The sequence below is a fragment of the Sphingomonas sp. CFBP9019 genome, from assembly GCF_034045155.1.
Taxonomy (GTDB): Bacteria; Pseudomonadota; Alphaproteobacteria; order Sphingomonadales; family Sphingomonadaceae; genus Sphingomonas; species Sphingomonas aerolata.
The window spans coordinates 219,809-245,815 of sequence record NZ_JAXCWK010000003.1 but is presented as its reverse complement, the minus strand read 5'-3'; the positions used below and the strand labels follow the sequence as shown (position 1 = coordinate 245,815).

Below are 26,007 nucleotides of genomic sequence, written 5' to 3'. Positions count from 1 at the left end.
CCCATGATTGTCCACTTCATCGCCCGCGACGGCAGCATGCGCAGCGTCGCCGCCACCCCCGGCGACCGGCTGCTCGACGCCGCCCAGGCGGACGGCCAGCCGCTCGAGGGCACGTGCGAGGGCCAGCTTGCCTGCGCGACCTGCCATGTCATCGTCGACGCCGCCGATGTCGCCCGGTTGCCGCCGGCGAGCGCGGACGAGGAGGACATGCTCGATCTCGCCCCCGGCGCGACCCGGACCAGCCGGCTCGCCTGCCAGATCCGCCTGACCGAGGCGCTCGACGGACTGACGGTGCGCATCCCCGGCTGACCGACCAAGCGAACCTTACAGAATGACAACGGCCGGTTCAGCGTCGAGCCACGGCGGTTCGGCGATCAAGCCCCCACCGCCCCAGTATACGGGGCATTGATACAGCCCCGCTGCCCGGGGCTCGAGTGGAGTAGCTCTCATGAGGATCATCGCTTTCTTCGCCGCTGGCGCCCTGGCCGCCGGTACCCTGGTCGCAGCGGCCCCCGCGGACGCACAGCGTTACGGCTGGGACGGGCCGCGCGGCGGCGGGCATCATGACCGCGGCTGGCATGGCCCGCGCCATCGCTATGACGGCTATCGGGATGGCGGTTACCGGGGCGGCTACCGGGGCGGGTACCGGGATGGATATCGCGGCGGCTATCGCGGGCACCACGGCGGCTATCGCGCGCATTACGGCTATGGCGGGCCGCGTGGCTATGGCCGCTCGCGCGTCGTGTGCCGGATCCAGCGCGGCTATTACGGCCCGGTTCGCCGCTGTTTCCGTCGTTGATACGGAACCGTAATGAGGCGGCGCGAGTTTGCTAACATAGGTTATGGGATTCACGCGAATCCAGACCGCTCAGGAGACTTTCCATGAAGTTGTTTACCCTCGCCGCCGCCGGTCTCGTTGCGCTCACCGGCCTCGCGCCCGTCGGCTTCGCCGCCGAGGCATCCGCACAGCGCACCGTCGTCCATGAGCGGACCGTCGTCCGTCACAACGACAACCGTCCCGGCGTCCGTCATCGTACGCGCACGCGTCAGGTCTGCCGCAACGTGGTCCGCAACCATCATCGCCAGCGCGTCTGCCGCACGGTTCGCGTCAACCGCTAAAAACGGGCCTTCCCCAGGATCAGGCCGTAAAGCGGCTTGATCATCCCGTCCGACCCCGCCATATGCGCAGCGGGAGTCGGGCGGACGGGGTCGTCGCCAACTTGGTCAGATCCGGAAGGAAGCAGCCACAACGATTTCGCCCCGGGTCGTCCCGGCTCCCACCGCGAACATTTGCAAGCAAATGTGAGCGCGGCCAGCGGCGCACAGCGCCGTCTGACGACACGGCGTCGCCGTGGCGCCCCTACCTTCGCCGCCAAACCCCTGATCCCAAACAGCTTTCGCAAAGACGTTCCCGAAACGTTCCATTTCGCTGTAAATCTGCCCGCGTTTGTGGTACGCCGCACCATGGCCCAGATCGTTCCCAGTTCCGGCCCTCGATACGCCGTCCCGAACGGCCGCATCCCGACCTCGCGCTGCACCGCGACGACGCCCGATGTCGACCCGACGCCCAATGTTGAATCGCGCTATCGTCTCAACATTCGCAACATTCGCGGTCCCGGCCATGCCCTTCGACACCGGACCCGACAGCCGCTATGACGACCGCAATGTCAGATTCCTTCGACCTGGGCGAACCGCCGCAGCCGGCTGCTAAGGCGGATGTCGCGTACCGCGTGCTCGCGCGCAAATACCGCCCGCAGACCTTTTCCGAGCTTATCGGGCAGGACGCGATGGTCCAGACGCTCGGCAACGCGATCAAGCGCGACCGGCTGGCGCATGCCTTTCTGATGACCGGCGTGCGCGGGGTCGGCAAGACGTCGACCGCGCGCCTGATCGCCAAGGCGCTCAATTGCATCGGTCCGGACGGGCAGGGTGGTCCGACGATCGACCCGTGCGGCGTCTGCGAACCCTGCCGCGCGATCGCCGAGGGCCGCCATATCGACGTGATCGAGATGGACGCCGCGAGCCATACCGGCGTCGACGACGTCCGCGAGATCATCGACGCGTCGCGCTATTCGGCGGTCACCGCGCGCTTCAAGATCTACATCATCGACGAAGTCCACATGCTGTCGAAGAACGCGTTCAACGCGCTTCTGAAAACGCTGGAGGAACCGCCCGCGCATGTGAAGTTCCTGTTCGCGACGACCGAAGTGAACAAGGTGCCGGTGACGGTCCTGTCGCGCTGCCAGCGCTTCGACCTGCGCCGCATCTCGGCGGAACAGCTCGCCAGGCACTTCGCCTGGGTGTCGACCGAAGAGGGCGTCGTCGCCGAGCCCGAGGCGCTGATGCTGATCGCACGCGCCGCGGAAGGGTCCGCGCGCGACGGCCTGTCGATCCTCGACCAGGCGATCGCGCATGCCGGGCTCGAAGGTGGCGGCGTCACCGCGGACGCGGTGCGGCAGATGCTCGGCCTGTCCGATCGCGGCGCGGTGCGCGACCTGCTCGGACTGATCCTGGCGGGCGACGGGGCGGGGGCGCTCGCCTCGCTGCGGCGGCAATATGACTATGGCGTCGATCCGCTGTCGGTGCTCCGGTCACTGCTCGAAACCGTTCACGGCATCACGCTGACCAAGGTCGGGACGCCGGCCGACGCCGCGCAGCCCGCGGAAGAGCGCACCGCGCGCGAGGAGTGGGCCGCCAATCTGTCCTACCCCGCGCTGCATCGCCTCTGGCAGCTGTTCCTCAAGGGCCATGACGAGGTCGCCAAGGCAGTCCTGCCGATCGAGGCGGCGGAGATGGCGCTGCTGCGGACGATATACGCATCGACGCTGCCCGATCCCGGCGAACTCGCGCGGCAGCTCGCCGGCGCTCCGGCACCCGCTGCGCCCGCCGCCGCGTCGACGCAGGCACCGGCGCCGGCTCCCGCATCCTCCGGCGAAGCGCCGCCCTGGGCCGGGGCGGGGGCGTCCGCTCCGCCGGCACCCGTCGACACCGGACCGATCCTGCCGCCGACCTTCGCGGCTCTGGTCGATCTGCTCGACGATTCGGGCGGGCTGGCGATCGCCGCGCGGCTGCGTCACGGCGCGCGGATCGTCTCCTATGCGCCGCCCGAATTCGCGCTCTCCGGCAGCCGGCCGGTCTCGGCCGACACGCTGGCCGAGCTCGGCACGCTGCTGAAGTCGGTCACGCGGACTGCCTGGAAGGTGTCGATCGTCGACGCGCCGGGCGAACCGACGCTGCGCGAGGCGCAGGACGCCGCCGACGAGGCGGTGAAGCAGGCCATACTCGAATCCCCCATCATGAAGGCCGCGGTGGCAGCGTTTCCCGACGCCAAGCTTGAATCGTGGCCGGGTCAAAGGAGCAACGCATGAAGAATATCGACGAAATCCTTGCCATGGCGCAGAACGTCCAGACCGAACTCGAAAAGGCGCAGGCCAATCTTGACACGATCGAGGTCGAGGGCGCGTCGGGCGGCGGGCTGGTCAAGGTCAAGGCGTCCGCCAAGGGCCGGATCATCGGCATCGCGATCGACGATTCGCTGATCCAGGTCGGCGAGAAGCAGATGCTCGAGGATCTGCTGACCGCCGCGTTCAACGATGCCCGCGCCAAGGCCGATGCGGTGTCGGGCACCGAAATGTCCAAGATGACCAGCGGCCTGCAGCTCCCGCCGGGCTTCAAGCTGCCGTTCTGATCTGCCGGGTGCGGCGGCTGCCGGTCCCTAGCGGAGGCAGCCGTCGAGCCCCTGGGTGCGGACCGTCGAGACGCGGCGCGACAGCGTGTTGCCGTGGCGGCGGACGAAACCGCGCGGCGCGATCGCCGCCCGCTTCTTCGGCAGCGGCAGCACCGCCGCGATCCGTCCCGCCTCGGTCGCCGACAGCCGCGACGCATCATGGTTGAAATACCGGATCGCCCCGGCATTGGCGCCATAGGTGCCGATCCCGGTCTCGGCGATGTTGAGATACACCTCCATGATCCGCCGCTTCGGCCACAGCGTCTCGATCAGGACGGTGAAATACGCCTCGAACGCCTTACGGACATAGCCGCCGCCCTGGAACAGGAACGCGTTTTTCGCGGTCTGCTGGCTGATCGTCGACCCGCCACGGATCCGCCCACCCTGCGCATTGCGCGCCGCCGCCCCGGCAATCGCCTTGAAGTCGAAGCCGCTGTGCGAACAGAACCCCGAATCCTCGCCCGCAATCGCGGCGCGCGCCATGTCGGGATCCATCTCCGACAACGGCATCCAGTCCTTCGTCACCGTATGCCCCGACAGTAGGTCGCCCATCATCGTGAAGGTGAAGGGCGGCGGAACGACCCGGTACAGGCCGACCCAGGCGACCGTCACGACGACGAAGACGAACGCGAATTTGGCGAGGATGCGGATAAGGCCCATCGCCGCTCCTTATGCGATCACCGCGCCCCCGCCAATGATCGCCCGCGCCGCCGCGACGCCGGTTTCATATGCGCCGTGCGCCGTAGAGAAATCCTCACGGTGACAGGCCTCGCCGGCGAAGAAGATCCGGCCGTCGACCGGCGCGGCAAGCACCGCACGCTGGCCAGCGCACCCGATCCGCGCATGGCTGTAGCTACCACCGATCCACGGCTCTCGGCGCCAGCGCGTCGCGGCAAGCGGCGTGAAGCGACGGCGCCAGTCGCTGCCGAGCAGGGCAACGAGTTCGTCGATCGCGAACGCCGCGGCATCGCCATCCTCCAGCATCTCCGCGCAGTCGCCGCCGAAGAAGCTTTCGACGATCGGCCAGCCGAACGGCGACAGGCGGTGGCTGGCGGTGCACGCAGCATAGGGGTTGCCGACGAGATGCGCATTCGCCGGCCATTCCGGTCGATCGACATGCAGGAACACCTTGTCGGCTAAACCGAGCGGGAGGTCGGTGGCGGCGGCATGCTTGTCAGGCAAGGGCGGGTCGAACCTGATCTGTGACTTGGCCAGCACGGTGGTGGGCACGCAGACGATGACATGATCCGCAGCGATCGTCCCGGACGGCGTGTCGAGCCTGATCCGCCGACCGCCATGGTTGATACGGGTGACCGGCGTAGTGAGACGGATCGGCAGACCGACAGCGTGACTGGCGACAAGCGTGCCATAGCCTTGCTTGACGGTCCAATTATCGTCCGAAGCCGCATTTTCATACGCAGCCCAGTCATGGAGCGACACCTGCGACAGGCTGGCGCCATTCGCATAGCCTGAGATCGCGTCGATCCTCGGCCGCCACGGATCGTTCACACCGACAAGCTCGGACAGGGCGCGGTCGGGACCGTCGACTGCCGCCAATGCGCGGGCGTTCCATTCCTGATAGGCGGTAGACGAAGACGCCTGCTCTTCGGGCGAAAAACTGAGGTTACGCCATTGCGTGCGCCAGTTCGCGTCCGACCGGTCGACGCTGAAACCCGAAAGCTCCGCAATCGCGGTCCATGGGTTGCGCTGCGCAGAGTGGAGCCACCCGCAACCGGCATCGACATTAGACCCCGCAGGGACAGGATTCGCGTCTGCCTCACTGCTCTCGCGGCTCAATAACGCGTCTATTGAAAGACTATGCGCCCGACCACCAAGGCGGTCGCTCGCCTCGACCAGCAACACATCATGCGCGGCGTCATGCAGCGTCCGCGCCGCCGCAATACCGGCCGCACCGCCGCCGATGACGACGGTGCGCACGGCGTCAAGCGGCGAGCAGGCGCTTTTCGCCGGCAATGCGCATCATAGCCTTTTGCAGCTTCTCGAACGCGCGAACTTCGATCTGGCGGACTCGCTCGCGCGAGACGCCATAGACCTGAGACAATTCCTCGAGTGTCTTAGGATCGTCCGTCAAGCGGCGTTCGGTCAGGATATGCTGTTCACGATCGTTGAGGTCGTCCATCGCGGAAACCAGCATCGAGTGGCGGACGTCGGCCTCCTGTGCGTCGGCAACGATCTTGTCCTGGAGCGGTGCGTCGTCCTGCAGCCAATCCTGCCACTGACCTTCGCCGTCCTCGCGCATCGGGACGTTGAGCGAGGTGTCACCACCCATCGCCATGCGGCGGTTCATGCTGACGACGTCGGTCTCGGCGACACCGAGATCGGTGGCGATCTTCGTCACGTGCTCAGGGCGCAGATCACCGTCCTCGAATGCATCGAGGCGGCTCTTCATCCGGCGCAGATTGAAGAACAGCTTTTTTTGCGCTGCGGTGGTCCCCATCTTCACGAGCGACCAGCTGCGCAGGATATATTCCTGAATCGACGCGCGGATCCACCACATCGCATAAGTCGCGAGGCGGAAGCCGCGCTCCGGCTCGAATTTCTTCACGCCCTGCATCAGGCCGATATTGCCCTCAGAGATCAACTCGGAGGTGGGCAGGCCGTAGCCACGATAACCCATGGCGATCTTCGCCACGAGACGGAGATGCGACGTCACGAGCTGCGCCGCAGCATCGGTGTCGCCATGCTCCTGGAACCGCTTGGCGAGCATATATTCCTGCTCGGGTTGCAGGATGGGAAATTTCTTGATCTCGGCGAGATAGCGATTGAGACCCGCCTCGCTGCCGAGCGCAGGTATCGTCGCTGGAACGTTGGAGCGGGCTGCCATGGTAGTCTTCCCTTTCTGCGAAACCATACCGCACGGCGGCAGGGTCCGATATCTATACGTGAAGCTCGCTGAACAGTTCCTGCATGTCCGCAGGCATCCTGCTTTCGAACGCCAAAGCGTTACTATTTATAGGATGGATGAACCCGAGATACGCGGCGTGCAAGGCCTGACGGCGGAAACCAAGCGTTTCGAGCAGCGTCTTCTGACCGGGCCGGTTTCTACCGTAGACCGGGTCGCCGAGCAAGGCGTGCCCGATTGAGGCCATGTGGACGCGCACCTGATGCGTGCGACCCGTTTCGAGCCGACACTCGACCAGCGCGGCATCGCGAAGCGGTTGCAGTGTCGTGAAATGCGTGACGGCGCGTTTGCCGCCTTGGACGATCGCGATCTTCTTCCGGTTTTGCGGACTGCGCGCCAGCGGGGCATCGACGGTTCCTGAGGAAGGGCGCGGGATCCCGCCGACGATCGCGCGGTAGCGGCGGTCGATGCTGTGATCGTGGAACTGCTTGGCCAGTCCCTCGTGCGCGCGGTCGCTCTTCGCGGCGATCATCAACCCGGAGGTATCCTTGTCGATCCGGTGGACGATGCCCGGACGCGCGACCCCACCGATCCCCGACAAATTCCCTGCGCAATGGTGAAGCAGCGCGTTGACGAGCGTGCCGTCGAAATTGCCTGCTGCAGGATGCACGACCAGACCCGCCTGTTTGTCGACGACGATCAGATGCTCGTCTTCATAGGCGATGACGAGCGGGATGTCCTGCGCCTCGTTATGCAGCGGCGTCGGTGGCGGCACGGCGATCGCGAAGGTCTGACCGGCGGACGCCTTTTTCGAAGAATCGCGCCAGGCTTGACCCGCCTGCGATACCGCACCGGCGGCGATCAACGTCTTCAACCGTTCGCGTGACATCGTCGGAACGGCATCCGCGAGCGCGCGGTCGAGACGCCATCCATCGGCCGCCGCGGCGATTCTCGCTTCAATCGTGGCAACCCCCCGGTCCATGCGGTAGCGATGTGGCGATGAGCGTTACGATTTCAAGCAGCGTCCTCGATAGGATTATCGCTCTGGCGGCGGCATCGCAGGACGGGGAGATTTGCGGACTGCTGTTCGGCGCGCCGGATGCGATCGCAACGGCAGAGCCTTGCGCGAACGTCGCGGAACATCCCGCCCGCAGCTTCGAAATCGATCCTGCAGCGCTGCTGGCCGCGCATCGTCGCGCGCGCCACGGCGGCCCAGCGGTCATCGGTCATTACCACTCGCATCCCACGGGCAACCCCGTGCCGTCGCCGCGCGACGCCGCGCAGGCGATGGGCGACGGAGCGATCTGGCTGATCATCGGCGGCAGGCAAGCCCGCGCTTGGCGGTCTCACGCCCCCGGTGCATTTGCCGAGGTTGCCATTGTGCTGATTTGATGTGATCCGCCGAGCATAGAGCGCGAAGCGCCAACGATGCGCCTTGCCGCTTGCCAGCCAATCGTGGCGAGGTCAGAACGGCACATGTTTTCGAGAGGATATTCATGACTGTCAGCCCGGTCGATTTTGCCAGCCTGTTGTGTTCGCGTTTGTGTCACGACCTGCTGTCGCCGGTCGGCGCGCTCAACAACGGGCTCGAACTGCTGGCAGACGAAGCCGATCCGGCAATGCGTGCGCGGTGCATGGAGCTGCTGGCGGACAGCGCACGCGCATCGGCGAGCAAGCTGAAATTCTTTCGCTTGGCCTTCGGTGCTGCGGGAGGATTTGGCGAGGAGGTCGCAACCCGCGAGGCCAAGTCCGCGATTGAAGGGCTGATCGCCGAGAACAAGCGGATCGAGCTCGCCTGGCTCGTGGACGAGGAAACGATGCCCAAGGCGGCGATCAAGGTCCTGCTCAATTTGGTGCTGATCGGCAGCGAATCGCTGGTGCGTGGCGGCCGGATGGAGATTGGCGGCGAGGACAATGCCGGCCATCTCGAGGTGGTCGTGAAGGTCGAGGGGCCGCGGCTCGTCCTGGACCCCGAAATTCGTCGGACGCTGGTCGACGGTCCTGGCGATACTGCGGTAACGCCGCGCGCGGCCGCCGCTTATATGGTGCACACGCTCGTCGCCGAGAGCGGGGGCAGCATGCAGATCTTTGAACCGTCCGACGGCGTCATGATCTTCGGTGCGGTGTTCAACGCGCGATAACTTGGCTGGATACGGTGGTGCGGTGGGGGAGGAGCGATCCTAACGCGGCCTTAACCCCTGTTCGTCATGACGGGCCCGACGCACGCGTTCCGGGGCCCGCATGGACGATCTTCTACAGGAATTCATAGCCGAGACGCGCGAGACGCTGGAGGCGCTGTCGGGCGAGATTGTCGCCTGGGAGGCGGCGCCGACGGATCGCGCGCGGCTCGACGCAATCTTCCGCTTCGTTCACACGGTGAAGGGCAGCTGCGGGTTTCTCGACATCCCCCGGCTGGCCCGGCTGAGCCATGCCGCTGAAGACGTGCTTGCGGCGGTTCGGGACAACAAGCGCGTGCCCGACACCGCGCTGGTGAATGCCGTGCTCGCGATCGTCGACCGGATCGGCGAGATCGTCGAGGCGATCGATGCCGGCGCGGCGCTGGATGATGCAAGCGAGGAACTGCTGATCACGGCGCTGGCGGAGGACGCCACGCCGGCGGCCGTGCCCGTGCATGTCGCAACCGTGCGGGCCAGCAGCCGCAGTGTCCGTCTGAACGTCGATCTGCTCGACCGGATGATGAGCGGCATGTCCGACATGGTGCTCGCGCGCAACGAACTGGCGCGGCGATTGCGAGATAACGTCAGCGATCCGCATGTTGATGCTGCGCTCGAACGGCTCTCGCTGACCGTCGCCGACATGCGAGACACGGTGACGCGGACCCGGATGCAGAAGATCGATGCGCTGTTTTCGGCGCTGCCGCGCATGGTCCGCGATACCAGCGCGGAACTGGGCAAGGCGGTTAACCTGGTGATCGAGGGTTCTGACGTCGAGCTCGACCGTGAGCTGATCGAGCTGATTCGCGATCCGCTGGCACATATCATCCGCAACGCCGTCGATCACGGGATCGAGTCGCCGGCCGACCGTCTGGCCGCGGGCAAGCCCGCGACGGGGCGACTTGTCGTGTCCGCACGCCAGTCGGGCAACCAGATCCTCATCGAGATCAGCGACGACGGACGTGGCATCGACGTCGCGCGGATCGTCAGCAAGGCCAAGGACAAGGCCGTGCGTACGGAAGCGCAGATCGGCGCGATGGATGAGGACGCAAAGCTCGATCTCGTATTTGAAGCGGGACTGTCGAGCCGCGACACGGTCACGACAGTCTCGGGACGCGGCGTCGGCATGGATGTCGTGCGCGCCAATATCGAGCATATCGGCGGACGCATCGCACTGTGCAACATGCCCGGCCGGGGTCTGCGGATCGTCATTCACGTGCCGCTGACGCTGTCGATCCTGTCGACGATCATCGTCAGTGTGGGGACGCAGCGTTTCGCGCTGGCGCGGCAGTCGATCGAGGAGATCGTCAGGGTCCGTGGAACGCAGGTGCGGATCGACACGATCGGAGATGCATCGGCCGTCGCGGTCAGGGGACGGCGGATGCCGCTGGTCTCGCTGGCCGCGCTGTTCGGGCTGGGCGACCATGACCCGGGCACGCTCGTGATCGTGTCGACCCGCGAAGGCGACTATGCGCTCGGCGTCGACGATGTGCTCGACGCGGAGGAACTGGTCGTCAAACCCGCCTCGCCGCACGTGATGGCGACCGGCGTCTATGCCGGCCAGACGCTGCCCGACAGCGGCCTGCCGATGCTGCTGCTCGACGGAGCGGGGATCGCGCATGTCGCGGGGCTGCGGTTTTCCGCCCTCGCGGTCGCGCACGACGAGGCGGCGGCGGACAGCGTGGCCGGCGTACAGGCGCTGCTGTTCGACGATCTGGACGGAAAGCGCCGCGTGATCGCGCTGGCGGTGATCGACCGGGTCGAACCGGTGGCGACGTCGGCGATCAGCTTTACGGCGGGCGCGTTGCGTCTCGCGATCGGCGGGGCGATCGTGCCGTTGCATTCGGTCGGCACGATTGGCGACCGCGAAGAAGTCGCGGTACTCCGTCTGACCGATGGCGATAGCGAGATGGCCTATGCGATCGCGGAGGCGATCGAGATCGTCGAATTGCCGCCCGAAATGGCCCCGGCTCATGGCGGCGGGCCGATCGCGGGCGTCGTGATCATCGGCGGTGAGCAGGTCGAGCTGATCGATCCGCACGCGTTGTTCGCGGGCGAGCCGGTCCGGCGCGCCTCGCGCCCGGTCTGCCTGTTGCAGAGCGACAGCAGCGGGTGGATGGAGACGTTCCTCAAACCCGCGCTCGAGGCGTCGGGCTATCGGTGTGTGACACGCCTCGCCGCGGGCGAGACGCCTGCGGTCGCGCTAGCGATGGAGGATGGACCGGTCGAGGCGGTCGCCGCTCCGATCGTCACGCTGCGCCGTAATCGGGAGGGTACAGGTGCGCAGGACCACAGCATCTATCGCTATGATCGTCCGGCGCTGATCGAGGAACTCGCGCGGCGGGTCGCGGCGCAGGCCGGCGCGCTACAAGGGGATTCAGCACCGTATATTCGCGCCGTGACGAGTGGGGGAGCGCGCTGATGGAATTGTTTCTGATCGCGCATATTGCCGGACGCGGCGTCGCGATTCCGGCAGAACAGGTCGGCTCGGTCGTCGATATCGGTGATGTCGTCGCTGTGCCGCAGGCGGAGGCGGCGATCCGTGGGCTGACCGCGCTTCGCAGTCGGGTTGTGACGGTGATTGATACCGGCACTGCACTGGGGCTCGCGCCGACGCCCGAAACCGCCAGGCGGGCAGTCATCACGCAGGTCGACGGGCATGACTATGCGATCCTGGTCGACTCGCTCGAGGATGTCGCGCCGTTCGAGCGGCTGCCGCTGTCGTCGGGGCTGGCGCTCAACCACGGCTGGGCGGCAGCGGCGTCGGGGCTGGTCGATCGCGATGGCGAGCCGATGCTGGTGCTCGACCTGGCCGCGGTGGTGCCGTCGTCCTTGCCCGCGCTCGTCGCCTAAACGGCGGCCTACTCGCGCGCGCTTAACCCGGTGCTTACGCTTTGCCGGCTAAGGCGGGCGCCATGATCACCCCGGAAGGCTTTCCATGAAGACCTGTCTTGTCGTTGATGATTCGAAGGTGATCCGCAAGGTCGCGCGACACATCCTCGAAACGCTTGATTTTACCGTTCGCGAGGCATGTGACGGCCAGGAGGCGCTCCAGTGCTGTCTGGAGTCGGTTCCAGACGTCATCCTGCTCGACTGGAACATGCCCGTCATGAGCGGCATGGATTTCCTGCGAGCGCTGCGCGACAGCGATATCACGCAGCGTCCCAAGGTCGTCTTCTGCACGACCGAGAACGGCATGGCGTATATCCGCGCCGCGATCGAGGCGGGTGCCGACGAATATGTCATGAAGCCGTTCGACCGCGAAACCCTCGCATCGAAGTTGCAAATCGTCGGCATGGCCTGAGCGGGTCTTACGACGCCGTGGCCGCCTCGCTGCCCCTTCCACCGCTGCCGCGGTCGCCTTCGTCCGCCGTCGCGCGTGTCCTGATCGTCGATGATTCGGTGGTCGCCCGCGCGGTGATGGCGCGGCTGATCGACGCGAGCTCGCAGTTCACGGTCGTCGGCGCGGTTGCCAATGCGGGAGCCGCACTCGAGTTCCTGCGCTCCGCCGAGGTCGATTTCATCCTGCTTGATATCGAAATGCCGGGGGTCGATGGGCTGACCGCGCTGCCGGACCTGATTGCCGCGGGGCAGGGTGCCAAGATCCTGATCGTCTCCTCCTCAGCCGATGAGGGCGGTGCGGCCGCGGTCCAGGCGCTCGCGCTCGGGGCGGCGGAAACGTTGGTGAAGCCGGGCGCCAGCGGCATGTCTGGCCGCTTTGCAACCGCACTGGTCGAAAAGCTCGAACGCCTGTGCGAAGCCCCGGCCGCGATCGTGCCTACCCGCGCGTCGGGACTGAGAAGCGCGCGCAACGTCACGGCCGCGGTTGAGCCGCTGTGCGGCCGGGGTGCTGCGGATCAGGGCCGTTCCGTCGCGGCCGGCGACGCCTATGACATCGTCGCGATCGGTGCATCGACCGGCGGGATCCACGCGCTGAGCCAGTTGCTGCGTGAGTTGCCCGCCACGTTCCAGCTGCCGATCCTGATCACGCAACATTTGCCCGCGTCGTTCATGCCGTATTTCGCGGCACAACTCACGGTCCTGTCCGGCCGGCCGTGCGACGTCGCGACCGACCGCCTGCGGATCCGCCCCGGCCGCCTGTTCATCGCCCCCGGCGACGCCCACATGACCTGCGTGCGGCTGAGCGACGGCGGTGCCGCGATCCGCCTCAGGCAGGGCGTCGTCAGCAGCGGTTGCCTGCCCTCGGTCGATCCGATGCTGGGATCGGTCGCCCAAGTCTTTGGCGCGCGCGCGCTGGCTATCATGCTGAGCGGCATGGGCCGCGACGGTGCGGAGGGGGCGCGACAGGTCCATGACGCCGGCGGCAGCGTGGTGGCTCAGGATCAGACGACGTCGGTCGTCTGGGGCATGCCGGGCGCAGTCGTGTCGTCGGGTGTTGCTGCGGCGATACTGCCCCCCGAGGCGATCGGGCGGCTCATCGCGTCGCAGCGTCGTCCATGATGGGCGCGTCAGCGTTGCGCGGGCGGAGCATGCCGACCACGGCCCCGTCATCCTCACCGGCCCCGGCGGCCTCCCAGGCGACGATCGACGTGCTGACCGCGCTGCTGGAAGCGCGGACGGGGCAGCAGATCGCGGCCTATCGCTCCTGGCGCCTCGATACAGCGCTCAAGCCGCTGTTGCGTGAACGCCAGCTCGGCAGCCTTGACGAGCTGGTTGCGCAGTTGCTGGCCGGAAAGGATCGGGAGATCGGCGAGCATATCGTCGATGCGCTACTAAACCAGGAAACGTCCTTCTACCGCGACGCGCAGGTCTTCGAGCACCTCGTTGCGGCGATCGCGGATGCCGAGGCAGCCGGTCATCGTATCCGGATCTGGTGCGCGGGATGTTCGACCGGGCAGGAGCCGCTGTCACTGGCGATGTTGTTCGCCGAGCGGCACGAGACGACCGGTGCGCCGGTTCCGGACATCATCGCGACCGACGTGTCGGGCGCCGCAATCGCCCGCGCACGGTCGGGGCGTTTCACGCAGTTCGAAATTCAGCGTGGGTTGCCGATCCGTCGGATGATGCGGTGGTTCGACGGTGTCGGCGCGGACTGGGTCGCCAAGCCAGAGCTGGTAAAGCTTGTCACGTTCCGGCGCGTGAATCTCGTGTCCGATGCGGCGCCCGCAGGACGTTTCGACCTGGTCCTGTGCCGCAATGTCCTGTTGTACCTGACGGCGGAGACGAAATTGCGGGTGTTCTCGACGATCGCACGGGCGTTGCGGCCCGGCGGCCTGTTCGTCATGGGCGCGGGGGAGACGGTGAGCGGGCAGACCCCGTTGTTCGAACCCAGCCAGCGCTATCGCGGCTTCTACGAAACGCCGTCGTCAACCACTGGCGATCTGCGGCTTCGCTCGTCCGCGCCGTGATCCCGAGATAGAGTGCCGCTGCGGTTTACATCGCGGCCCGATCCCGGCAAGCGTTGGGGGATGACGATCCAGGCCGCACCTCCAGCGACGCATCGGTTCGGCCTGCGCGACTTTGCGATCGTCGTCGTGATGAACGTGCTGTGGGGGCTCAACATCATCGCCGTGAAGATGGCGGTGACGGAGATCGCGCCGATGACGGCCGGGTTCCTGCGTCAGGTCATCGTGTTCGCAGTCTGCGCGAGCTGGTTCCGGCTGGTGCCGGGACGGACCGCGACGCTGGCACTGCTCGGACTGTTGTCGGGCGGCATCTTCTATCTGGTGATCAATCTGTCGCTGTCGGTCGCGACGAATATCGGCGCCTTGGCGATCGCCGGCCAGCTTGGCGTCCCGTTCGCGCTGCTGCTCGCGATCGTCGTTTTTCGCGAACGGATCCACTGGCCCCGGATGCTGGGGATAGGCCTGTCGATCCTGGGAGTGGTGCTGCTGGTCTTCGATCCGTCGGCAGCGCGCGAGGGCGCCGGTCTTGCGCTGACCGCGCTGGCAAGCCTGATCTGGGCGATCACCTCGCTGATCCAGCGGCGGCTCGTCGGCGTGCCGGTCCTGACGATCTATGCCTGGGTCGGGCTGATGGGGAGCCTGGTAATGGCGGTCGTGGCGATGATCACCGAGCCCGTAGCGATGCGCGCGATCCCTGACCTGCCGCTCCGCACGGTCGGCTGGGTGGCGTTTTCCGCGATCGGATCGACGGTGATCGGCCAGGGCTCGATGTCGTGGCTGTTGCAGCGTCATTCGGTTAGCGTTGTCACGCCGATGACGCTCGCCGCACCAATTATCTCTGTGTTCGCCGCGGCCTATTACTTCGGCAACCCGTTGACGCTATTGATGCTTGCAGGCGGAGGCGTTGCGATGCTCGGCGTCGCGATCGTCACGATCCGGACCGCACGCGCGGACCGGCTGGAGGGGAAGCTGGCTTGACGATCATCGAGACGCCGTCACCGAATTTCGACGACCGAACGCTGCCTGTCAGCATGATCGTATTGCACTATACCGGCATGCAGGACGGCCCGTCCGCGATTGCCCGCCTGCGCGATCCGGACGCGAAGGTGTCGGCGCATTATTTGATCGAGGAGGACGGTACCGTCCTGCGGATGGTCGCCGAGGACAAGCGCGCCTGGCACGCGGGACGATCGCACTGGCGCGGGATCGAGGACGTCAATTCGGCGAGCATCGGCATCGAGATCGTCAATCCTGGGCATGAGTTCGGCTATCGCCCGTTCCCGCCGGAACAGATCGCCGCGCTGCTGCCGTTGGTGGCGCAGATCAAGGACCGCCACGAGATCACGCGGGGTAACATCGTCGGTCATTCCGACATCGCGCCGACGCGCAAGCGCGATCCCGGCGAGTTGTTCCCGTGGCACGAACTGGCGCGACGCCGGCTTGCGCTGCCGCGGCCGACCAAGAATCTGATGGATCCCGGCTGGACGGAGGGCGGCTTCTGCCTCGCGCTCGAACGGTTCGGCTATGACGTGGAGAACCGGATGGCGGCGATCATGGCGTTCCAGCGCCGGTTTCGCCCCGAGCTTGTAGACGGCGAGATCGATGCGGAATGCCGGTGCATCCTGCTCGCTTTGCTGCTTCCCAAACCGATGGGCGACGACTAGGGATCGGCGCGCCAGAGGGTCGGGCGACCGCGGGGATGTTGTAATGGCATCCGCGAGGAAAGTCCGGGCTCCGCGGAACGACGGTGCCGGGTAACGCCCGGCGGGGGTGACCCCAGGGACAGTGCCACAGAGAGCAGACGGCCAACCCTCGGCGCAAGTCGGGGCGGTCAGAGTGAAAGGGTGCGGTAAGAGCGCACCGCGCGCCTGGTAACAGGGGCGGCACGGCAAACCCCACCGGGAGCAAGATCGAATAGGGGTGGCACATGGGCTTCGTTCCGGCTCGTCACCCGGGTTGATTGCTTGAGGCGGCGGGCAACCGTCGTCCTAGAGGAATGGTCGCCCAACTTTCGACCGAAGGGTCGGAAATGGACAGAACCCGGCTTACAGACCCTCTGGCATCCTCGCCCGATCGCATGCAGACTGCCCGAAAGACGTGGGGGATGTGATGCGTATCGACCGGGCAGGACTGATGGGTGCAGGCATCGTGATGGCGGCGATCGCTGCGCAGGTCGCGGCACAGGGGCCCGCAACCACGGTGCAGCAGGATTTCGAAGCGGCCGCGGCGCTGGATGCGAAGGGCGACAGTACCGCTGCGCTTGCGGCCTGGACGACGCTTGAAGCACGAACCAAGCCGGGATCGCGGAGCCGGGGCATTGCGCTGATCCGCAAGAGTGCGGCACTGTTCAAGCTCGATCGCTCAGACGATGCGGTGACCGCGGCACGCGACGGCCTCGCGCTGTTGCCTGCGAAGGACCCGACGCTCGCCGAGGATCGGTGGCGGGCCTATTTTGATCTGGGCCTCATTGCGCAGAATGCGCTCGATTATGCGGGGGCGAGCGTTTCGTTTGCGAGCGCCGCCGCTGCGGCGGACGGAGCGTCGCTGAAGGTCGCGGCGCTGTTGTCCCTAGCTGACACGACGACGTTCACCGATCCCGCCGCCGCGGATGCAGCCCTTGCGAAGGTCGATGCGCTCGTCCGGACGGCGCCTGCCGATGCGGATGTAAAGGCTCTGATCGCGCGGCGGCGCGCGATCCTGGCGCTGAACCGGGGGCAGTATGAACAGGCGCGGACGCAAGCGGTTGAGGCGGTCAAATTTTATGGCGGGATGACGTCGCAGACAGATTCGCGCGACGTTTCCGCGCGGTCAGATGCGGCGATCGCGTCACTGTTGGCGGGTAAGAGCGAAGAGGCCCGCCGGTACATGGCGATGACCGGCGCGGGCCGGTTGAGCAAGGGGGAGTTTGATCCGGCGGTACAGATGGAGGTACCCGCCTGCGGTGGCGAGGCCGATCTGAGGCCTGCGGACATGGCGGTCGTCGAATTCACGATCGACAATGACGGCGTGGTACGCGGCGTCTCGCCCATCTATGCCGCAGGCGGTGGCGCGGTGGCGCTCGAATTTGCGCGTGCCGTCCGCGACTGGTCATGGACGCCCGAGCAGACCAAGTCCTTTCCCGCGTTCTTCCGCTATAATATCCGCGTCGAGATGCGCTGCTCGACCGCGTTCGAGCGGCCGTCGATCACCAAGTTTCTCGACGCGGACATGGCGGCCTGGCTCGAGTCCAAGGGGTTTTCGATACCGGTACGCGAACGTGGCGCGGATGCCGCCGCCATCGTCGGGCAACGTGCCGCACTCGCGGCGGCGGAGGGCAAGTCGGGGCCGACATCGCTCGCCACGCTGCCACCCTTGTACCAGCTCGTCGGCAATGCGGTCGTGGGTCGTGAGGAGGCGCATGAGCTGGCGCAGCGGGCGTTCGCTATTGCTCAGGCAAACGGCGCCCCGCCGATCGCGCTGCTCCCGCTCGACATCCGTGTGCGTGAGACCGAAAGTGCCGATAGCTGGAAGCAGGGTGCCTATGCCCGCGCTATCACGCCGCTGCTGTCGAAGCCCGGTTATGCGCAGGATCCGCAAGCGCGATCGGCGCTGCAACTGCTCATAGCGGACTCGACCAGAAGCCGAAGCCGGCGTGTGGCGCCGTTACAGGCGGTCGCGGACGACAAGGGTTTGGCAGCGAACGACCCGATGCGTGTCGGTGCGCTGATCCGGCTGGCGTCGCTACAGCAGCAGGCGGGGGATCCGGTGGCGGCACGTGCCACGTTCGACCGGTCGGGGCTGGCGGCCAGCCAGTGCGCGATCCTCGATGCCCCGCCCCGATTCCTTTCGGCCGGCGGCACGTTCCCGGATGAGGCCCGCATCTGGGGATTTGAAGGCTGGACCCGGACACAGTTCGATGTGGGGCCGGACGGCAAGGTGCTGAACGAGCGCGCCGTGCTCAGCTATCCGCCGTTCGTTTTCACCAAGGCCGGCACACAGACCGTCGCGGGCGCCCGATATACGAAGACGTTTCGCCCCGATGGCGGTGTCGGCTGCGGCGGGCTTTCCCAGAATGTCCGGTTCAAGATGCCGGGATGATTCTGCCCTCCCCGTAGGGGGAGGGACTGACGTCACACCAGCACCTTCTCCGGCCGGCCGATCTCGTCGAGAACCGTATCGGCGGCGATCTCCATCAGCGGTTTGATGTGGCCGTCGCGCATGTCGTACACCCAGCCGTGGAGCGCCAGTTCTTGGCCCTTGGCGAATGCATCCTGCACCGTCTTGGTACGCGCGAGGCGAACGAGCTGGTCGCGGACGTTGACCTCGACGAACCGGTTGACCTTCGCTTCCTGGGTCGGCTGCGCATCGATCTCGTCGCGGTGATCGCGCAGTACTTCGCGCGCTGTGTCGAGCCACTCGTCCACGGGGCCGTCCAGCCCACCTTGCAGCGTACCCATGATGCCGCCGCAACCGTGATGGCCGCATACGATGACATGCTTCACCTTCAGCACGTCGACCGCATATTGCAGCACCGACATGAGGTTCAGGTCGTGATCGTTGACGAGGTTGGCGATGTTGCGGTGGATGAACATCCCGCCCGGCTGAGTCATCGTCATCTGTTCGGGACTGACGCGACTGTCCGAGCAGCCGATCCACAAGAATTCCGGCTTCTGGCCGACCGTCTGGCGGCTGAAGAAGTCGGGATTCTCGTCGGTATGCTCTGCGACCCAGGCCTTGTTGGCGAGCAGCAGCTGTTTGTAGCGTCTCATGTGTACAGAACCTCGCTCGATGGCGCGTTGATCAACGCAGCACGCTTGCCGGCGATATCGCCGCGCAGGCTGACGGTGATACCGCGATATTCCGCGCCTTTGATGAATGCGTTGATGATGTCGATATTGTCGAGGTCGACATAGCTGGTCGACGACAGATCGATCAGCACCTGGGTATTGTCAGGCACGCGGTTCAGCGACTTCTGCAATTCATATTTGTGGATGAAATACAGGTTGCGGCGGGCACGGACGAGGCAGTCGTCGCCATCGCAGGCAAAGGTGATCGCGGTACGGAAGTTGCGTGCAATGACGAACACGAAGCCGACTACGATGCCAATCACGATGCCCTCGAGCAAATCGGTGAACAGGATCGCGCCGACCGTGACGACGAAGGGGATGAACTGCGTCCAGCCCTGCTTGTAGCGTTCCAGAAACAGCTTCGGCTTGGTCAGCTTGTAACCGGTCGCGATCAGCACCGCGGCAAGCGCGGAGAGCGGGATCAGGTTCAGCAGCGACGGGATCAGTGCAACGCTGATCAGCAGCCAGAAGCCGTGGAGCATGGTCGAAAGCTTGCTCTCCGCCTTGGCGTCGACATTGGCCGACGATCGGACGATCACCGACGTGACGGGAAGCCCGCCGATCATTCCCGACAGGATGTTACCCCCGCCCTGCGCGAGCAACTCCCAGTTCTTGTCGGTGGAGCGACGGCGCGGATCGATCTCGTCGACCGCTTTCACGCTGAGCAGCGACTCCAAGCTCGCGACGATTGCGAGCGTGACCGCAGTTGTCCAGACGATGCCCATGCTGATGCCGGAAAAGTCCGGGAGCGTGAACAGCGTGGGAAATTCGGAAAGCTTCTGCGTGACGGGTACCTGGACGAGATGTGTCGCCTGGAGCTGCCAATCAGGCTTCACAGCGCCGAGCAACGCATTGCCGAGTACGCCGATCAGGACGACGACGAGCGGGCCGGGGACGAACCGGAGCGGGCCATTTTTTGGTTTCGCGCCGTCCCACCAGAACAGGAATGCCAGGCTGATCCCGGCAATCAGGATTGCACCGGGGGTCACGCTCGCGCTCAGGCTTTCGATGATTCGCGAGAAGGTGTTGACGCCGTTGGCGGTGGAGAATTCGAAGATCCCCTCGGCCTCGCGGTCGAAGCCGACGGCGTGCGGAATTTGCTTGAGGATAAGAATCAGGCCGATCGCGGCCAGCATCCCGGTGATCACCGAGGAGGGCACGAATTCGCTGAGGATACCCGCGCGCGTCAGCGAAAACCCGATCTGAAGCACGCCCGCCAGCACGACGGCCATCAGGAACATCTGGTAGCTTGGCATGCTTTCGATCGCCGCAAGGACGATTACCGTCAGGCCCGCAGCCGGTCCGCTGACCGACAGCGGCGATTTCGAGAATAGCCCAACAGCGATGCCGCCGACGATTCCGGCGATGACGCCTGCGAACAGTGGCGCACCTGACGCTAGCGCAACGCCCAGACACAGGGGCAGGGCAACAAGGGCGACCACGATCGACGCGGGAAGATCGGCCCGCCACGTGCTTAGCTTCGGAATGAGAGTTTGCACCAAGGCTCCTGTCGCCGCGACGTCGGCCGGGATGCGCCCGGAGCAGACGCTTTACCCTATGCCAGATGACAATTTATTCATGTTCATTAGGCGATGAACGCCTCCTGACTCAAGGCGCAATGTCGGTCCCGGCCGCAGGTACGGCCGCGTGGCTTGATCGTTTGGCGGTGCGGTACGCGGTTGCGTTGTCGGTGGGGACGCCTATCTCGAACGGCTATGGCGCGAAGCACGACACGTACACCCGATTGGGGATTTCCGCGGTGGCGCGGCTATGGCTCGAGCAGCGAGGCGGTGACGGTTCGATTGTGCGACCGGCACGGCTGCAACGAACCCGGCAATTGCCCGGCGCCGAAATCGCCCAACAGCCCGGACCGCTGGTATTTCTGCATGACGCATGCGGGCGAGTATAATCGCGGCTGGAATTATTTCGAAGGTCTGAGCGCTGAGGAAGCCGCCGAGCGCGAGGCGGCGGAAACGCGCACCGCGGATGGCTATGCGGATCCTAAGCATTATGCCTGGGCGGGATCGGGCGACGGCAGTCGGTCGCGCGACGAGATGCGTGCGCTTGAAGTGCTGCAGCTCGAACCCGATGCGACGTTCGAGGATGTCCGTGCCGCGTGGCGGCGAATGGCCAAGGCCAATCACCCCGATGTGCGTCCGGGCGACAAGGATGCAGCAACACGGTTCCAGGGTGTCCAGGCCGCTTACGAGGTCTTGCGCGCCGCAGAGGATGCACGGACGTGGAAGCCGGCGTGATCCGCGTGCTGGCGAGCCGCTGGCAGGGCAGCGTGCTGGTCTGCGGCAAATGTTCGAAGAAGCTTGCAGGCGGGTTCGGCGACAAGCGCCGCACGCCGCTCGCCAAGTTGTTGCGCGCCGCGTTCGGGCTGAAGAAGGGACGCAAGGCCGACCGCGGCGTGGTCGAAGTCAAATGTCTCGGGGTATGCCCCAAGAATGCGGTCGTGATGATCGATGCGGCCAAGCCGGATCGGTGGATGCTGGTCCCCGCCGGCGCCGACGTTGGCGAGATCGTAACGACGCTGCGCGGGGGTGATGCCGCTCCGCCGTCCCCTTCCCGGGTGGAAGACGGCCTCAAAGCCGCCTAGCTGGCGTAGCGTTCGGCGGTCTCGCGGATCAACGCGATCATGTTCGGAATTCCCTGCGTCCGGTTCGAACTGAGTTGCTTGCCGAGATCGAACGGCGCCAGTTCCGCACCGATGTCGGTCGCGACGATCGCCGCCGGCGGTTGGTCCTGCACCGCTTGAAGGACGAGCGCGATGATCCCCTTTGTGATCGCGGCGTTCGAGTCCGCGAGGAAATGGAGCCGGCCGTCGTCGGTCTTCATCGGATAGACCCACACGGATGCCGAGCAGCCGCGAACCAGCGTCGCATCGGTCTTCAGCGCATCGGGCATTGGTTCGAGATCGCGTCCGAGGTCGATCAGAAGGCGGTAGCGGTCGTCGGGTTCGAGGAAGTCATATTCCTCATGGATATCGGCTAGCTTGGGCATGGCGTCGCGGTACTCCCGCGTCATCTCGCCCGCAACCGCTGCGCGTGCGGCAGGACACGATTGCCGCGCTACAGGTCGACCCCGGCGGCGATCGCCTCCAGCTTCTTGATGCGTTCCTTCAGGTCTGCGATCTCGATGCGCGCGCCAGTCGACACCGCCACGGGCAGGCCGGTGTCGTGCGCTTGGTCGATCTCCAGGCGCCTGATCGACAGCCAGCCGCGCCAGCCGGCGAGTCCCGCGGTGACGATCATCGCGAGCGCCACCAGGCCGGTCAGCGCGAGCGTGATATAGACGTTCGGTTCGGTCATGTCCGCCTCCTCCTAGCGGTCGCGGAGCCGCTCGATCTCTCGGTCGAGATCGACGCTCTTGTGGTTGTCGGTGATGACGCGTTCGAGCACCTGGATGCGCTCCTTCATCTGGCGCACCTCGTCGCGCAGACGCAGCGTGTCGGCGGTGTCAGCCGGGGCGGAAAGCGATCCTTGGGCTTGGTACCGCGCCCGGAGCACGCGGGAGACCGCCACGATCAAAACGATACAGACGACCATCGTGAAGGGATTCATCGGTCAGCTCCTGAATACGGATTAGTTTAGGGGGCGCTCGTCGCGGAGCAGGTCGATCTCGTCCGCCAGGCCGATCCCGCGGTCGGTGACGATCCGTTCCAGCACCCTCACGCGCTGTTCGAGACGTTCATTCTGTGCCGCATATTGTGCGGACTTTTCAGCGACGAGCTGTGCATCGATTTCCATCCGGCGCTGCCGATAGGCGAACCAGGGCTTCACGAAGACGCCGCCGAAGATCGCGAGCAGGCCGCAGGATATGCCGAGGATGGGGATGAGCAGGGGGCTGATCATGGCGGCGTCCTCTATCGCGGCTGGAGGCGGAGAGCCTCGATCTCGCGGGCGGTACGCTCCGCGGGATCGGTGGCGATGCGCTCAAGAACGGCAATCCGCTCTTCGAGACGGGAGACCTGGCCGGTCAGGCGCTCGTTCTCACCGGACAGTAGCTCCAGCTTGCGGGCGTCGTTCGGGTCGACCCGGTGCGTCTTTCCGCTCCACTCATCCGCCAGCGCATAGCCGTGCTTTGCGCGGATCCAGTTGTTGATCACCCATCCCATCGTCGTGATCGCGATGATCGCGACGACGAAGCCCGGTCCACCCCAATTCATCGTCATTCTCCCCGTCTACGCCGCGTCTCAGCGCAGGCTGTCGATCTCTGCCGCGAGGCTGCTGCTGCTGCGGCTGGTATAGTGCGTCTCGATGTCGGCGAGACGACGATCGATGTCGCGGAACTTGCTGCGGACCTCTGCGGTCGAGCGCTTCGGGTTCGAGCGGACGCCTTGCCAGAACTTCGCGTCGTCGGGTGTTTCGTACAGACCGAACGGCTTTGGCTGTCCCATCCACGCGACCAGCCAATAGGCGATCAGTGTCCAGGGAAAGCCCCCGGCCAGCGTCAGCAGGACGACCGAGACGCGGACGATGAGTACATCGATCCCGGTATAGTCGGCGATCCCCGCGCAGACGCCCTTCCATTTGGCGTTCTGCTTGTCGAGGTAGAATTGGGTGCGGCTGGCGGACATTTCAGTTCCTCCGATCCATGTTGCGTTCAAAGCGGGTGTCGATCGGGCGGTCAGCCTGGCGATCGGACAGATAGGACGACTGGCTGGTGCCGAGCCCAGGCTTCCAGTCGGGATTGTCGGCGGCGATGATCCGCTCGACCGTCAGCACCCGGTCCTCGAGCCGGCGGGCGAGGAGCTGCATCTCGTCGAGCAGTCGTTCGTCCTCATCGGTGATCTTGGGTGCGGTCTTCCACTTGGTGACATAATGCAGGATCAGCCAGGGCAGCCCGACGAGCGCGCCGAGAATGGCGACGAGTCCTTCGAAATCCATTTCAGTCGTCCTTCTTCAGGCGGGCCTTGAGCGCGGCGAGCTGGGCATCGACCTTGTCGTTGCTGCGCAGCTCGGCGATCTCTTCCTCAAGCGTCTTGACGACACCGAGCCCCATCGCGTCGGCGCGACCCTCGGCCTCGTCGACACGTCGGTCGAGAATGTCGAAGCGGCTGAACGCCTCGTGCGTCTTCGGGCCGTTGTACATCTCGCGAAGCCGGGTGCGGTTGTTCGCGCTTTCCAGCCGCGTCTGAACTGCGTTCTGCTTGGTCCGCGCCTCGCGCAGCTTGGTCTGCAGCTTGGCGATGTCCGCCTCGGAGGCACTAAGCGCGTCCTCGAGGACGCCGACTTCCGCCTTGAGCTGCTCGGCCATGTCGGACGCCTTCTGGCGTTCGACCAGCGCAGCCTTGGCAAGATCCTCGCGGTCCTTGCTCAGCGCGAGCTCGGCCTTCTCGGTCCAGTTTTCCTGGAGCTGTTCCAGCTTGGCGATATGGCGGCGCATCTCCTTCTGGTCCGCGATGGTGCGCGCGGCGGAGGCGCGGACCTCGACCAGCGTTTCCTCCATCTCCAGGATGATCATCCGGATCATCTTGGCCGGATCTTCCGCCTTCTCGATGAGGTCGGCGAAGTTGGCGGCGACGATGTCGCGGGTGCGGGAAAAAATGCCCATGTAAATTCTACTCCAGGGATCTTCGTGCGGCGGACGAACCTTATGCCACGATTGCGGTGTGTCGCGTAGCGGGCGCCTGATGCGCGGGCGCCACCGCCGCGAGAATGAAGGTGGCGCTGACGACGAAGGTGCAGGCGAGCGTTGCGACGGTGCGGACGATGTCGGTCTTGATCATGATGAGTCCCCTTTGAGGCGATGGTTGGTTCCGCCTTTGGGCGGGTTGTCCAAAGCTTTGCATCAGTCGTGCCAGTTTTAGAAAAGCCCGGAAATCATGCGGTTGTGCCGGCTGAGCGTCGAGCGCGCAGATTGTTCCTTGCTATGCGTTGGGAATTTCCGCCACACTTTGGCAATGGAGAGAACAACGCAGGTCATCGGCCAGTCCGGCGCGTTCATGGGAGCGCTCGAACGTGCGTCGCGCGCGGCGGCGCTCGACCGACCGGTGCTCGTGATCGGGGAACGCGGCACGGGCAAGGAACTGGTCGCCGAGCGACTCCACCGGCTGAGCCCGCGTTGGGACCAGCCGCTCGTGATCATGAACTGCGCCGCGCTGCCCGAGACGCTGATCGAGGCAGAATTGTTCGGACATGAGGCCGGCGCCTTCACCGGTGCGACCAAGGCACGGGTCGGGCGGTTCGAGGAGGCAGATGGTGGAACCCTGTTCCTCGACGAGCTGGGCACGCTGTCGATGGCGGCGCAGGACCGGTTGCTGCGCGCCGTCGAATATGGCGAGATCACGCGGATCGGCTCGTCGCGGCCGCTGCGCGTCGACGTCCGGATCGTGGCTGCGACCAACGAGCATCTGCCCGACAAGGTGATGCGGCATGAATTTCGCGCCGACCTTCTCGATCGGTTGTCATTCGAGGTCGTCACGCTGCCCCCGCTGCGTGCGCGGGCGGGTGACGTGATGGTGCTGGCGGACCATTTCGGTCGACGAATGGCGTCCGAGCTCGGGCGCGAGCGGTGGGAGGGGTTCGGACCCTCCGCACGCACTGCTCTCGCGGACTATGACTGGCCGGGCAATGTCCGCGAGCTGCGTAACGTCGTCGAACGCGCGGTCTATCGCTGGGAGCATGAGGGGCCGATCGATGCGATCGAGATCGATCCGTTCCAGTCGCCGCACAGGCCAGGCGCTGCGGATCGCAAGCCAATCCAGCCGCCGGCCGCGGTGGCGCCGTCTGCCGGCGGGACTGGTAACGCGGCAGAGGATGACGCCGACGATCCGGTCGTCGCGTGCGAGGACGGGCCGTCGGATTTCAAGTCGCGCGTGTCCCGGTTCGAGCGTGACCTGCTGTCGCGCGCGCTGGCCGAGCATCGCTTCAACCAGCGCGCTACCGCCGAGGCGCTCGGGCTCAGCTATGATCAGTTGCGACATGCCCTCAAGCGGCACGAGCTGTTGCACGCCAGCGGCTGATCGACGTCCGGTCCGCTTGTGTAACGACCGTCCGGGGACCATTTGGGGGCCGCGGGCGTTTGACGTCCGACCCCATTCACC

The 26,007-nt window shown here is 65.7% G+C and carries 33 protein-coding genes and 2 other RNA genes; 20 read left to right on the top strand and 15 right to left on the bottom strand.

The genetic code is table 11. The annotated features are described in order from the left end of the window. Window positions 1–3 precede the first annotated feature (3 nt). The 6 genes from SOM18_RS09115 to SOM18_RS09090 all read left to right on the top strand — a co-directional run bounded on the left by SOM18_RS09115 (window position 4) and on the right by SOM18_RS09090 (window position 3,688). Window positions 4–309 (top strand): 2Fe-2S iron-sulfur cluster-binding protein, encoded by a 306-nt coding sequence (locus SOM18_RS09115; RefSeq protein ID WP_031441521.1) that lies wholly within the window; start codon window positions 4–6, stop codon window positions 307–309. 139 nt (window positions 310–448) lie between these two features. Continuing rightward, window positions 449–799, top strand: coding sequence for a hypothetical protein (locus SOM18_RS09110; protein WP_052380984.1), 351 nt, complete (start codon window positions 449–451; stop codon window positions 797–799). A gap of 83 nt (window positions 800–882) precedes the next feature. Beyond that, window positions 883–1,119 (top strand): hypothetical protein, encoded by a 237-nt coding sequence (locus SOM18_RS09105; RefSeq protein ID WP_031441523.1) that lies wholly within the window; start codon window positions 883–885, stop codon window positions 1,117–1,119. A gap of 70 nt (window positions 1,120–1,189) precedes the next feature. Next, window positions 1,190–1,283, top strand: an RNA gene (gene ffs, locus SOM18_RS09100) — signal recognition particle sRNA small type. A gap of 381 nt (window positions 1,284–1,664) precedes the next feature. Then, window positions 1,665–3,368 carry a DNA polymerase III subunit gamma/tau gene (locus SOM18_RS09095; protein WP_192007210.1) on the top strand — a complete coding sequence of 568 codons (1,704 nt, stop codon included), beginning with the start codon at window positions 1,665–1,667 and terminating at the stop codon, window positions 3,366–3,368. Then, window positions 3,365–3,688 (top strand): YbaB/EbfC family nucleoid-associated protein, encoded by a 324-nt coding sequence (locus SOM18_RS09090; protein WP_320481569.1) that lies wholly within the window; start codon window positions 3,365–3,367, stop codon window positions 3,686–3,688. Before SOM18_RS09095 ends, SOM18_RS09090 begins: the two co-directional genes overlap by 4 nt. A gap of 27 nt (window positions 3,689–3,715) precedes the next feature. Here SOM18_RS09090 and mtgA read toward each other — a convergent pair whose 3' ends face one another. Genes mtgA through SOM18_RS09070 form a run of 4 tightly spaced genes read right to left on the bottom strand, consistent with a single transcriptional unit; the run spans window position 3,716 to window position 7,572 of the window. Next, entirely contained in the window at window positions 3,716–4,387 is a 672-nt protein-coding gene (gene mtgA / locus SOM18_RS09085) for a monofunctional biosynthetic peptidoglycan transglycosylase (RefSeq protein ID WP_031439681.1), read from the bottom strand. A 9-nt stretch (window positions 4,388–4,396) separates the two neighbouring features. Continuing rightward, window positions 4,397–5,665: a flavin monoamine oxidase family protein gene (locus SOM18_RS09080; protein WP_031439680.1), complete on the bottom strand. Its 1,269-nt coding sequence runs from the start codon at window positions 5,663–5,665 to the stop codon at window positions 4,397–4,399. Between the two features lie 4 nt (window positions 5,666–5,669). After that, window positions 5,670–6,572, bottom strand: a complete 903-nt coding sequence (gene rpoH / locus SOM18_RS09075) for an RNA polymerase sigma factor RpoH (RefSeq protein ID WP_031396358.1) — start codon at window positions 6,570–6,572, stop codon at window positions 5,670–5,672. A 52-nt stretch (window positions 6,573–6,624) separates the two neighbouring features. After that, complete coding sequence (locus SOM18_RS09070) at window positions 6,625–7,572, bottom strand: RluA family pseudouridine synthase (RefSeq protein ID WP_031439679.1); 948 nt, start codon at window positions 7,570–7,572, stop codon at window positions 6,625–6,627. Between the two features lie 17 nt (window positions 7,573–7,589). Between SOM18_RS09070 and SOM18_RS09065 the strand changes: the two genes are divergently transcribed. The 11 genes from SOM18_RS09065 (at window position 7,590) to SOM18_RS09015 (ending at window position 18,207) form a co-directional block, all read left to right on the top strand. Continuing rightward, a complete protein-coding gene (locus SOM18_RS09065; protein WP_107932437.1) occupies window positions 7,590–7,982 on the top strand; it encodes a Mov34/MPN/PAD-1 family protein in 393 nt (130 codons plus the stop codon). A 104-nt stretch (window positions 7,983–8,086) separates the two neighbouring features. Further along, window positions 8,087–8,731 (top strand): histidine phosphotransferase family protein, encoded by a 645-nt coding sequence (locus SOM18_RS09060; RefSeq protein ID WP_031396355.1) that lies wholly within the window; start codon window positions 8,087–8,089, stop codon window positions 8,729–8,731. Between the two features lie 100 nt (window positions 8,732–8,831). Further along, a complete protein-coding gene (locus SOM18_RS09055) occupies window positions 8,832–11,186 on the top strand; it encodes a chemotaxis protein CheA (protein ID WP_081874148.1) in 2,355 nt (784 codons plus the stop codon). Continuing rightward, a complete protein-coding gene (locus SOM18_RS09050) occupies window positions 11,186–11,617 on the top strand; it encodes a chemotaxis protein CheW (protein WP_031396353.1) in 432 nt (143 codons plus the stop codon). The genes SOM18_RS09055 and SOM18_RS09050 overlap by 1 nt, the downstream gene beginning before the upstream one ends. Before the next feature lie 85 nt (window positions 11,618–11,702). Beyond that, window positions 11,703–12,068, top strand: coding sequence for a response regulator (locus tag SOM18_RS09045; RefSeq protein ID WP_031396352.1), 366 nt, complete (start codon window positions 11,703–11,705; stop codon window positions 12,066–12,068). Window positions 12,069–12,085: 17 nt separating this feature from the next. Then, window positions 12,086–13,225, top strand: coding sequence for a chemotaxis-specific protein-glutamate methyltransferase CheB (gene cheB / locus SOM18_RS09040; RefSeq protein WP_081874147.1), 1,140 nt, complete (start codon window positions 12,086–12,088; stop codon window positions 13,223–13,225). A 29-nt stretch (window positions 13,226–13,254) separates the two neighbouring features. After that, a complete protein-coding gene (locus tag SOM18_RS09035; RefSeq protein WP_235188288.1) occupies window positions 13,255–14,133 on the top strand; it encodes a CheR family methyltransferase in 879 nt (292 codons plus the stop codon). Between the two features lie 60 nt (window positions 14,134–14,193). Beyond that, window positions 14,194–15,108 (top strand): DMT family transporter, encoded by a 915-nt coding sequence (locus SOM18_RS09030; RefSeq protein WP_031439674.1) that lies wholly within the window; start codon window positions 14,194–14,196, stop codon window positions 15,106–15,108. Between the two features lie 53 nt (window positions 15,109–15,161). Beyond that, window positions 15,162–15,794: an N-acetylmuramoyl-L-alanine amidase gene (locus SOM18_RS09025; protein ID WP_081874152.1), complete on the top strand. Its 633-nt coding sequence runs from the start codon at window positions 15,162–15,164 to the stop codon at window positions 15,792–15,794. A gap of 11 nt (window positions 15,795–15,805) precedes the next feature. After that, an RNA gene (gene rnpB / locus SOM18_RS09020) (RNase P RNA component class A) lies at window positions 15,806–16,194 on the top strand. A 45-nt stretch (window positions 16,195–16,239) separates the two neighbouring features. After that, window positions 16,240–18,207 carry a hypothetical protein gene (locus tag SOM18_RS09015; protein ID WP_192070030.1) on the top strand — a complete coding sequence of 656 codons (1,968 nt, stop codon included), beginning with the start codon at window positions 16,240–16,242 and terminating at the stop codon, window positions 18,205–18,207. Window positions 18,208–18,239: 32 nt separating this feature from the next. On the opposite strand, the gene SOM18_RS09010 is transcribed toward SOM18_RS09015, so the two are convergent. Further along, window positions 18,240–18,878 carry a carbonic anhydrase gene (locus SOM18_RS09010; protein ID WP_031439672.1) on the bottom strand — a complete coding sequence of 213 codons (639 nt, stop codon included), beginning with the start codon at window positions 18,876–18,878 and terminating at the stop codon, window positions 18,240–18,242. After that, a complete protein-coding gene (locus SOM18_RS09005; RefSeq protein ID WP_081874151.1) occupies window positions 18,875–20,455 on the bottom strand; it encodes a SulP family inorganic anion transporter in 1,581 nt (526 codons plus the stop codon). The genes SOM18_RS09010 and SOM18_RS09005 overlap by 4 nt, the downstream gene beginning before the upstream one ends. Before the next feature lie 216 nt (window positions 20,456–20,671). Between SOM18_RS09005 and SOM18_RS09000 the strand changes: the two genes are divergently transcribed. Beyond that, window positions 20,672–21,211: a J domain-containing protein gene (locus SOM18_RS09000; RefSeq protein WP_031439670.1), complete on the top strand. Its 540-nt coding sequence runs from the start codon at window positions 20,672–20,674 to the stop codon at window positions 21,209–21,211. Beyond that, window positions 21,196–21,558, top strand: a complete 363-nt coding sequence (locus tag SOM18_RS08995; RefSeq protein WP_320481568.1) for a (2Fe-2S) ferredoxin domain-containing protein — start codon at window positions 21,196–21,198, stop codon at window positions 21,556–21,558. The genes SOM18_RS09000 and SOM18_RS08995 overlap by 16 nt, the downstream gene beginning before the upstream one ends. On the opposite strand, the gene SOM18_RS08990 is transcribed toward SOM18_RS08995, so the two are convergent. From SOM18_RS08990 to SOM18_RS08950, 9 genes are all read right to left on the bottom strand, one after another. Then, window positions 21,555–21,962, bottom strand: coding sequence for a SufE family protein (locus tag SOM18_RS08990; protein WP_081874150.1), 408 nt, complete (start codon window positions 21,960–21,962; stop codon window positions 21,555–21,557). The genes SOM18_RS08995 and SOM18_RS08990 overlap by 4 nt on opposite strands. A 68-nt stretch (window positions 21,963–22,030) precedes the next feature. Beyond that, window positions 22,031–22,270: a hypothetical protein gene (locus SOM18_RS08985; RefSeq protein WP_031396340.1), complete on the bottom strand. Its 240-nt coding sequence runs from the start codon at window positions 22,268–22,270 to the stop codon at window positions 22,031–22,033. Window positions 22,271–22,282: 12 nt separating this feature from the next. After that, window positions 22,283–22,522, bottom strand: coding sequence for a hypothetical protein (locus tag SOM18_RS08980; protein ID WP_031439668.1), 240 nt, complete (start codon window positions 22,520–22,522; stop codon window positions 22,283–22,285). A gap of 21 nt (window positions 22,523–22,543) precedes the next feature. Then, window positions 22,544–22,813 (bottom strand): hypothetical protein, encoded by a 270-nt coding sequence (locus SOM18_RS08975; protein ID WP_031396338.1) that lies wholly within the window; start codon window positions 22,811–22,813, stop codon window positions 22,544–22,546. A gap of 11 nt (window positions 22,814–22,824) precedes the next feature. Further along, window positions 22,825–23,127: a hypothetical protein gene (locus tag SOM18_RS08970; RefSeq protein ID WP_031439667.1), complete on the bottom strand. Its 303-nt coding sequence runs from the start codon at window positions 23,125–23,127 to the stop codon at window positions 22,825–22,827. A gap of 27 nt (window positions 23,128–23,154) precedes the next feature. Beyond that, window positions 23,155–23,538, bottom strand: a complete 384-nt coding sequence (gene pspC, locus SOM18_RS08965; protein WP_031396336.1) for an envelope stress response membrane protein PspC — start codon at window positions 23,536–23,538, stop codon at window positions 23,155–23,157. A 1-nt stretch (window position 23,539) separates the two neighbouring features. Continuing rightward, the gene (gene pspB / locus SOM18_RS08960) at window positions 23,540–23,848 is read right to left on the bottom strand and encodes an envelope stress response membrane protein PspB (RefSeq protein WP_037528521.1); all 309 of its coding nucleotides are present in this window, start codon (window positions 23,846–23,848) and stop codon (window positions 23,540–23,542) included. Between the two features lies 1 nt (window position 23,849). Further along, complete coding sequence (gene pspA, locus SOM18_RS08955) at window positions 23,850–24,515, bottom strand: phage shock protein PspA (RefSeq protein ID WP_031439666.1); 666 nt, start codon at window positions 24,513–24,515, stop codon at window positions 23,850–23,852. A gap of 40 nt (window positions 24,516–24,555) precedes the next feature. Next, window positions 24,556–24,690: a hypothetical protein gene (locus tag SOM18_RS08950; protein WP_260171278.1), complete on the bottom strand. Its 135-nt coding sequence runs from the start codon at window positions 24,688–24,690 to the stop codon at window positions 24,556–24,558. A gap of 174 nt (window positions 24,691–24,864) precedes the next feature. Here SOM18_RS08950 and pspF point away from each other — a divergent pair, with 174 nt between their 5' ends. Continuing rightward, entirely contained in the window at window positions 24,865–25,926 is a 1,062-nt protein-coding gene (gene pspF, locus SOM18_RS08945) for a phage shock protein operon transcriptional activator (RefSeq protein WP_031439665.1), read from the top strand. The last annotated feature ends 81 nt before the right edge of the window (window positions 25,927–26,007 follow it).

Coding starts and splice junctions, on each gene's coding strand:
- SOM18_RS09055 (WP_081874148.1), top strand. CDS start 8,832: ATGGACGATCTTCTACAGGAATTCATAGCCGAGACGCGCGAGACGCTG.
- SOM18_RS09010 (WP_031439672.1), bottom strand. CDS start 18,878: ATGAGACGCTACAAACAGCTGCTGCTCGCCAACAAGGCCTGGGTCGCA.
- SOM18_RS09070 (WP_031439679.1), bottom strand. CDS start 7,572: ATGGACCGGGGGGTTGCCACGATTGAAGCGAGAATCGCCGCGGCGGCC.
- SOM18_RS09090 (WP_320481569.1), top strand. CDS start 3,365: ATGAAGAATATCGACGAAATCCTTGCCATGGCGCAGAACGTCCAGACC.
- SOM18_RS09110 (WP_052380984.1), top strand. CDS start 449: ATGAGGATCATCGCTTTCTTCGCCGCTGGCGCCCTGGCCGCCGGTACC.
- SOM18_RS08985 (WP_031396340.1), bottom strand. CDS start 22,270: ATGACCGAACCGAACGTCTATATCACGCTCGCGCTGACCGGCCTGGTG.
- mtgA (WP_031439681.1), bottom strand. CDS start 4,387: ATGGGCCTTATCCGCATCCTCGCCAAATTCGCGTTCGTCTTCGTCGTC.
- SOM18_RS09105 (WP_031441523.1), top strand. CDS start 883: ATGAAGTTGTTTACCCTCGCCGCCGCCGGTCTCGTTGCGCTCACCGGC.
- SOM18_RS09035 (WP_235188288.1), top strand. CDS start 13,255: ATGCCGACCACGGCCCCGTCATCCTCACCGGCCCCGGCGGCCTCCCAG.
- SOM18_RS09025 (WP_081874152.1), top strand. CDS start 15,162: ATGATCGTATTGCACTATACCGGCATGCAGGACGGCCCGTCCGCGATT.
- SOM18_RS09065 (WP_107932437.1), top strand. CDS start 7,590: ATGAGCGTTACGATTTCAAGCAGCGTCCTCGATAGGATTATCGCTCTG.
- pspB (WP_037528521.1), bottom strand. CDS start 23,848: ATGGATTTCGAAGGACTCGTCGCCATTCTCGGCGCGCTCGTCGGGCTG.
- SOM18_RS09060 (WP_031396355.1), top strand. CDS start 8,087: ATGACTGTCAGCCCGGTCGATTTTGCCAGCCTGTTGTGTTCGCGTTTG.
- SOM18_RS08990 (WP_081874150.1), bottom strand. CDS start 21,962: ATGCCCAAGCTAGCCGATATCCATGAGGAATATGACTTCCTCGAACCC.
- SOM18_RS08975 (WP_031396338.1), bottom strand. CDS start 22,813: ATGATCAGCCCCCTGCTCATCCCCATCCTCGGCATATCCTGCGGCCTG.
- SOM18_RS09115 (WP_031441521.1), top strand. CDS start 4: ATGATTGTCCACTTCATCGCCCGCGACGGCAGCATGCGCAGCGTCGCC.
- SOM18_RS09000 (WP_031439670.1), top strand. CDS start 20,672: ATGGCGCGAAGCACGACACGTACACCCGATTGGGGATTTCCGCGGTGG.
- rpoH (WP_031396358.1), bottom strand. CDS start 6,572: ATGGCAGCCCGCTCCAACGTTCCAGCGACGATACCTGCGCTCGGCAGC.
- SOM18_RS09045 (WP_031396352.1), top strand. CDS start 11,703: ATGAAGACCTGTCTTGTCGTTGATGATTCGAAGGTGATCCGCAAGGTC.
- SOM18_RS09050 (WP_031396353.1), top strand. CDS start 11,186: ATGGAATTGTTTCTGATCGCGCATATTGCCGGACGCGGCGTCGCGATT.
- pspC (WP_031396336.1), bottom strand. CDS start 23,538: ATGTCCGCCAGCCGCACCCAATTCTACCTCGACAAGCAGAACGCCAAA.
- pspF (WP_031439665.1), top strand. CDS start 24,865: ATGGAGAGAACAACGCAGGTCATCGGCCAGTCCGGCGCGTTCATGGGA.
- SOM18_RS08980 (WP_031439668.1), bottom strand. CDS start 22,522: ATGAATCCCTTCACGATGGTCGTCTGTATCGTTTTGATCGTGGCGGTC.
- pspA (WP_031439666.1), bottom strand. CDS start 24,515: ATGGGCATTTTTTCCCGCACCCGCGACATCGTCGCCGCCAACTTCGCC.
- SOM18_RS09030 (WP_031439674.1), top strand. CDS start 14,194: ATGACGATCCAGGCCGCACCTCCAGCGACGCATCGGTTCGGCCTGCGC.
- SOM18_RS08970 (WP_031439667.1), bottom strand. CDS start 23,127: ATGAATTGGGGTGGACCGGGCTTCGTCGTCGCGATCATCGCGATCACG.
- SOM18_RS09015 (WP_192070030.1), top strand. CDS start 16,240: ATGCGTATCGACCGGGCAGGACTGATGGGTGCAGGCATCGTGATGGCG.
- SOM18_RS09095 (WP_192007210.1), top strand. CDS start 1,665: ATGTCAGATTCCTTCGACCTGGGCGAACCGCCGCAGCCGGCTGCTAAG.
- SOM18_RS08950 (WP_260171278.1), bottom strand. CDS start 24,690: ATGATCAAGACCGACATCGTCCGCACCGTCGCAACGCTCGCCTGCACC.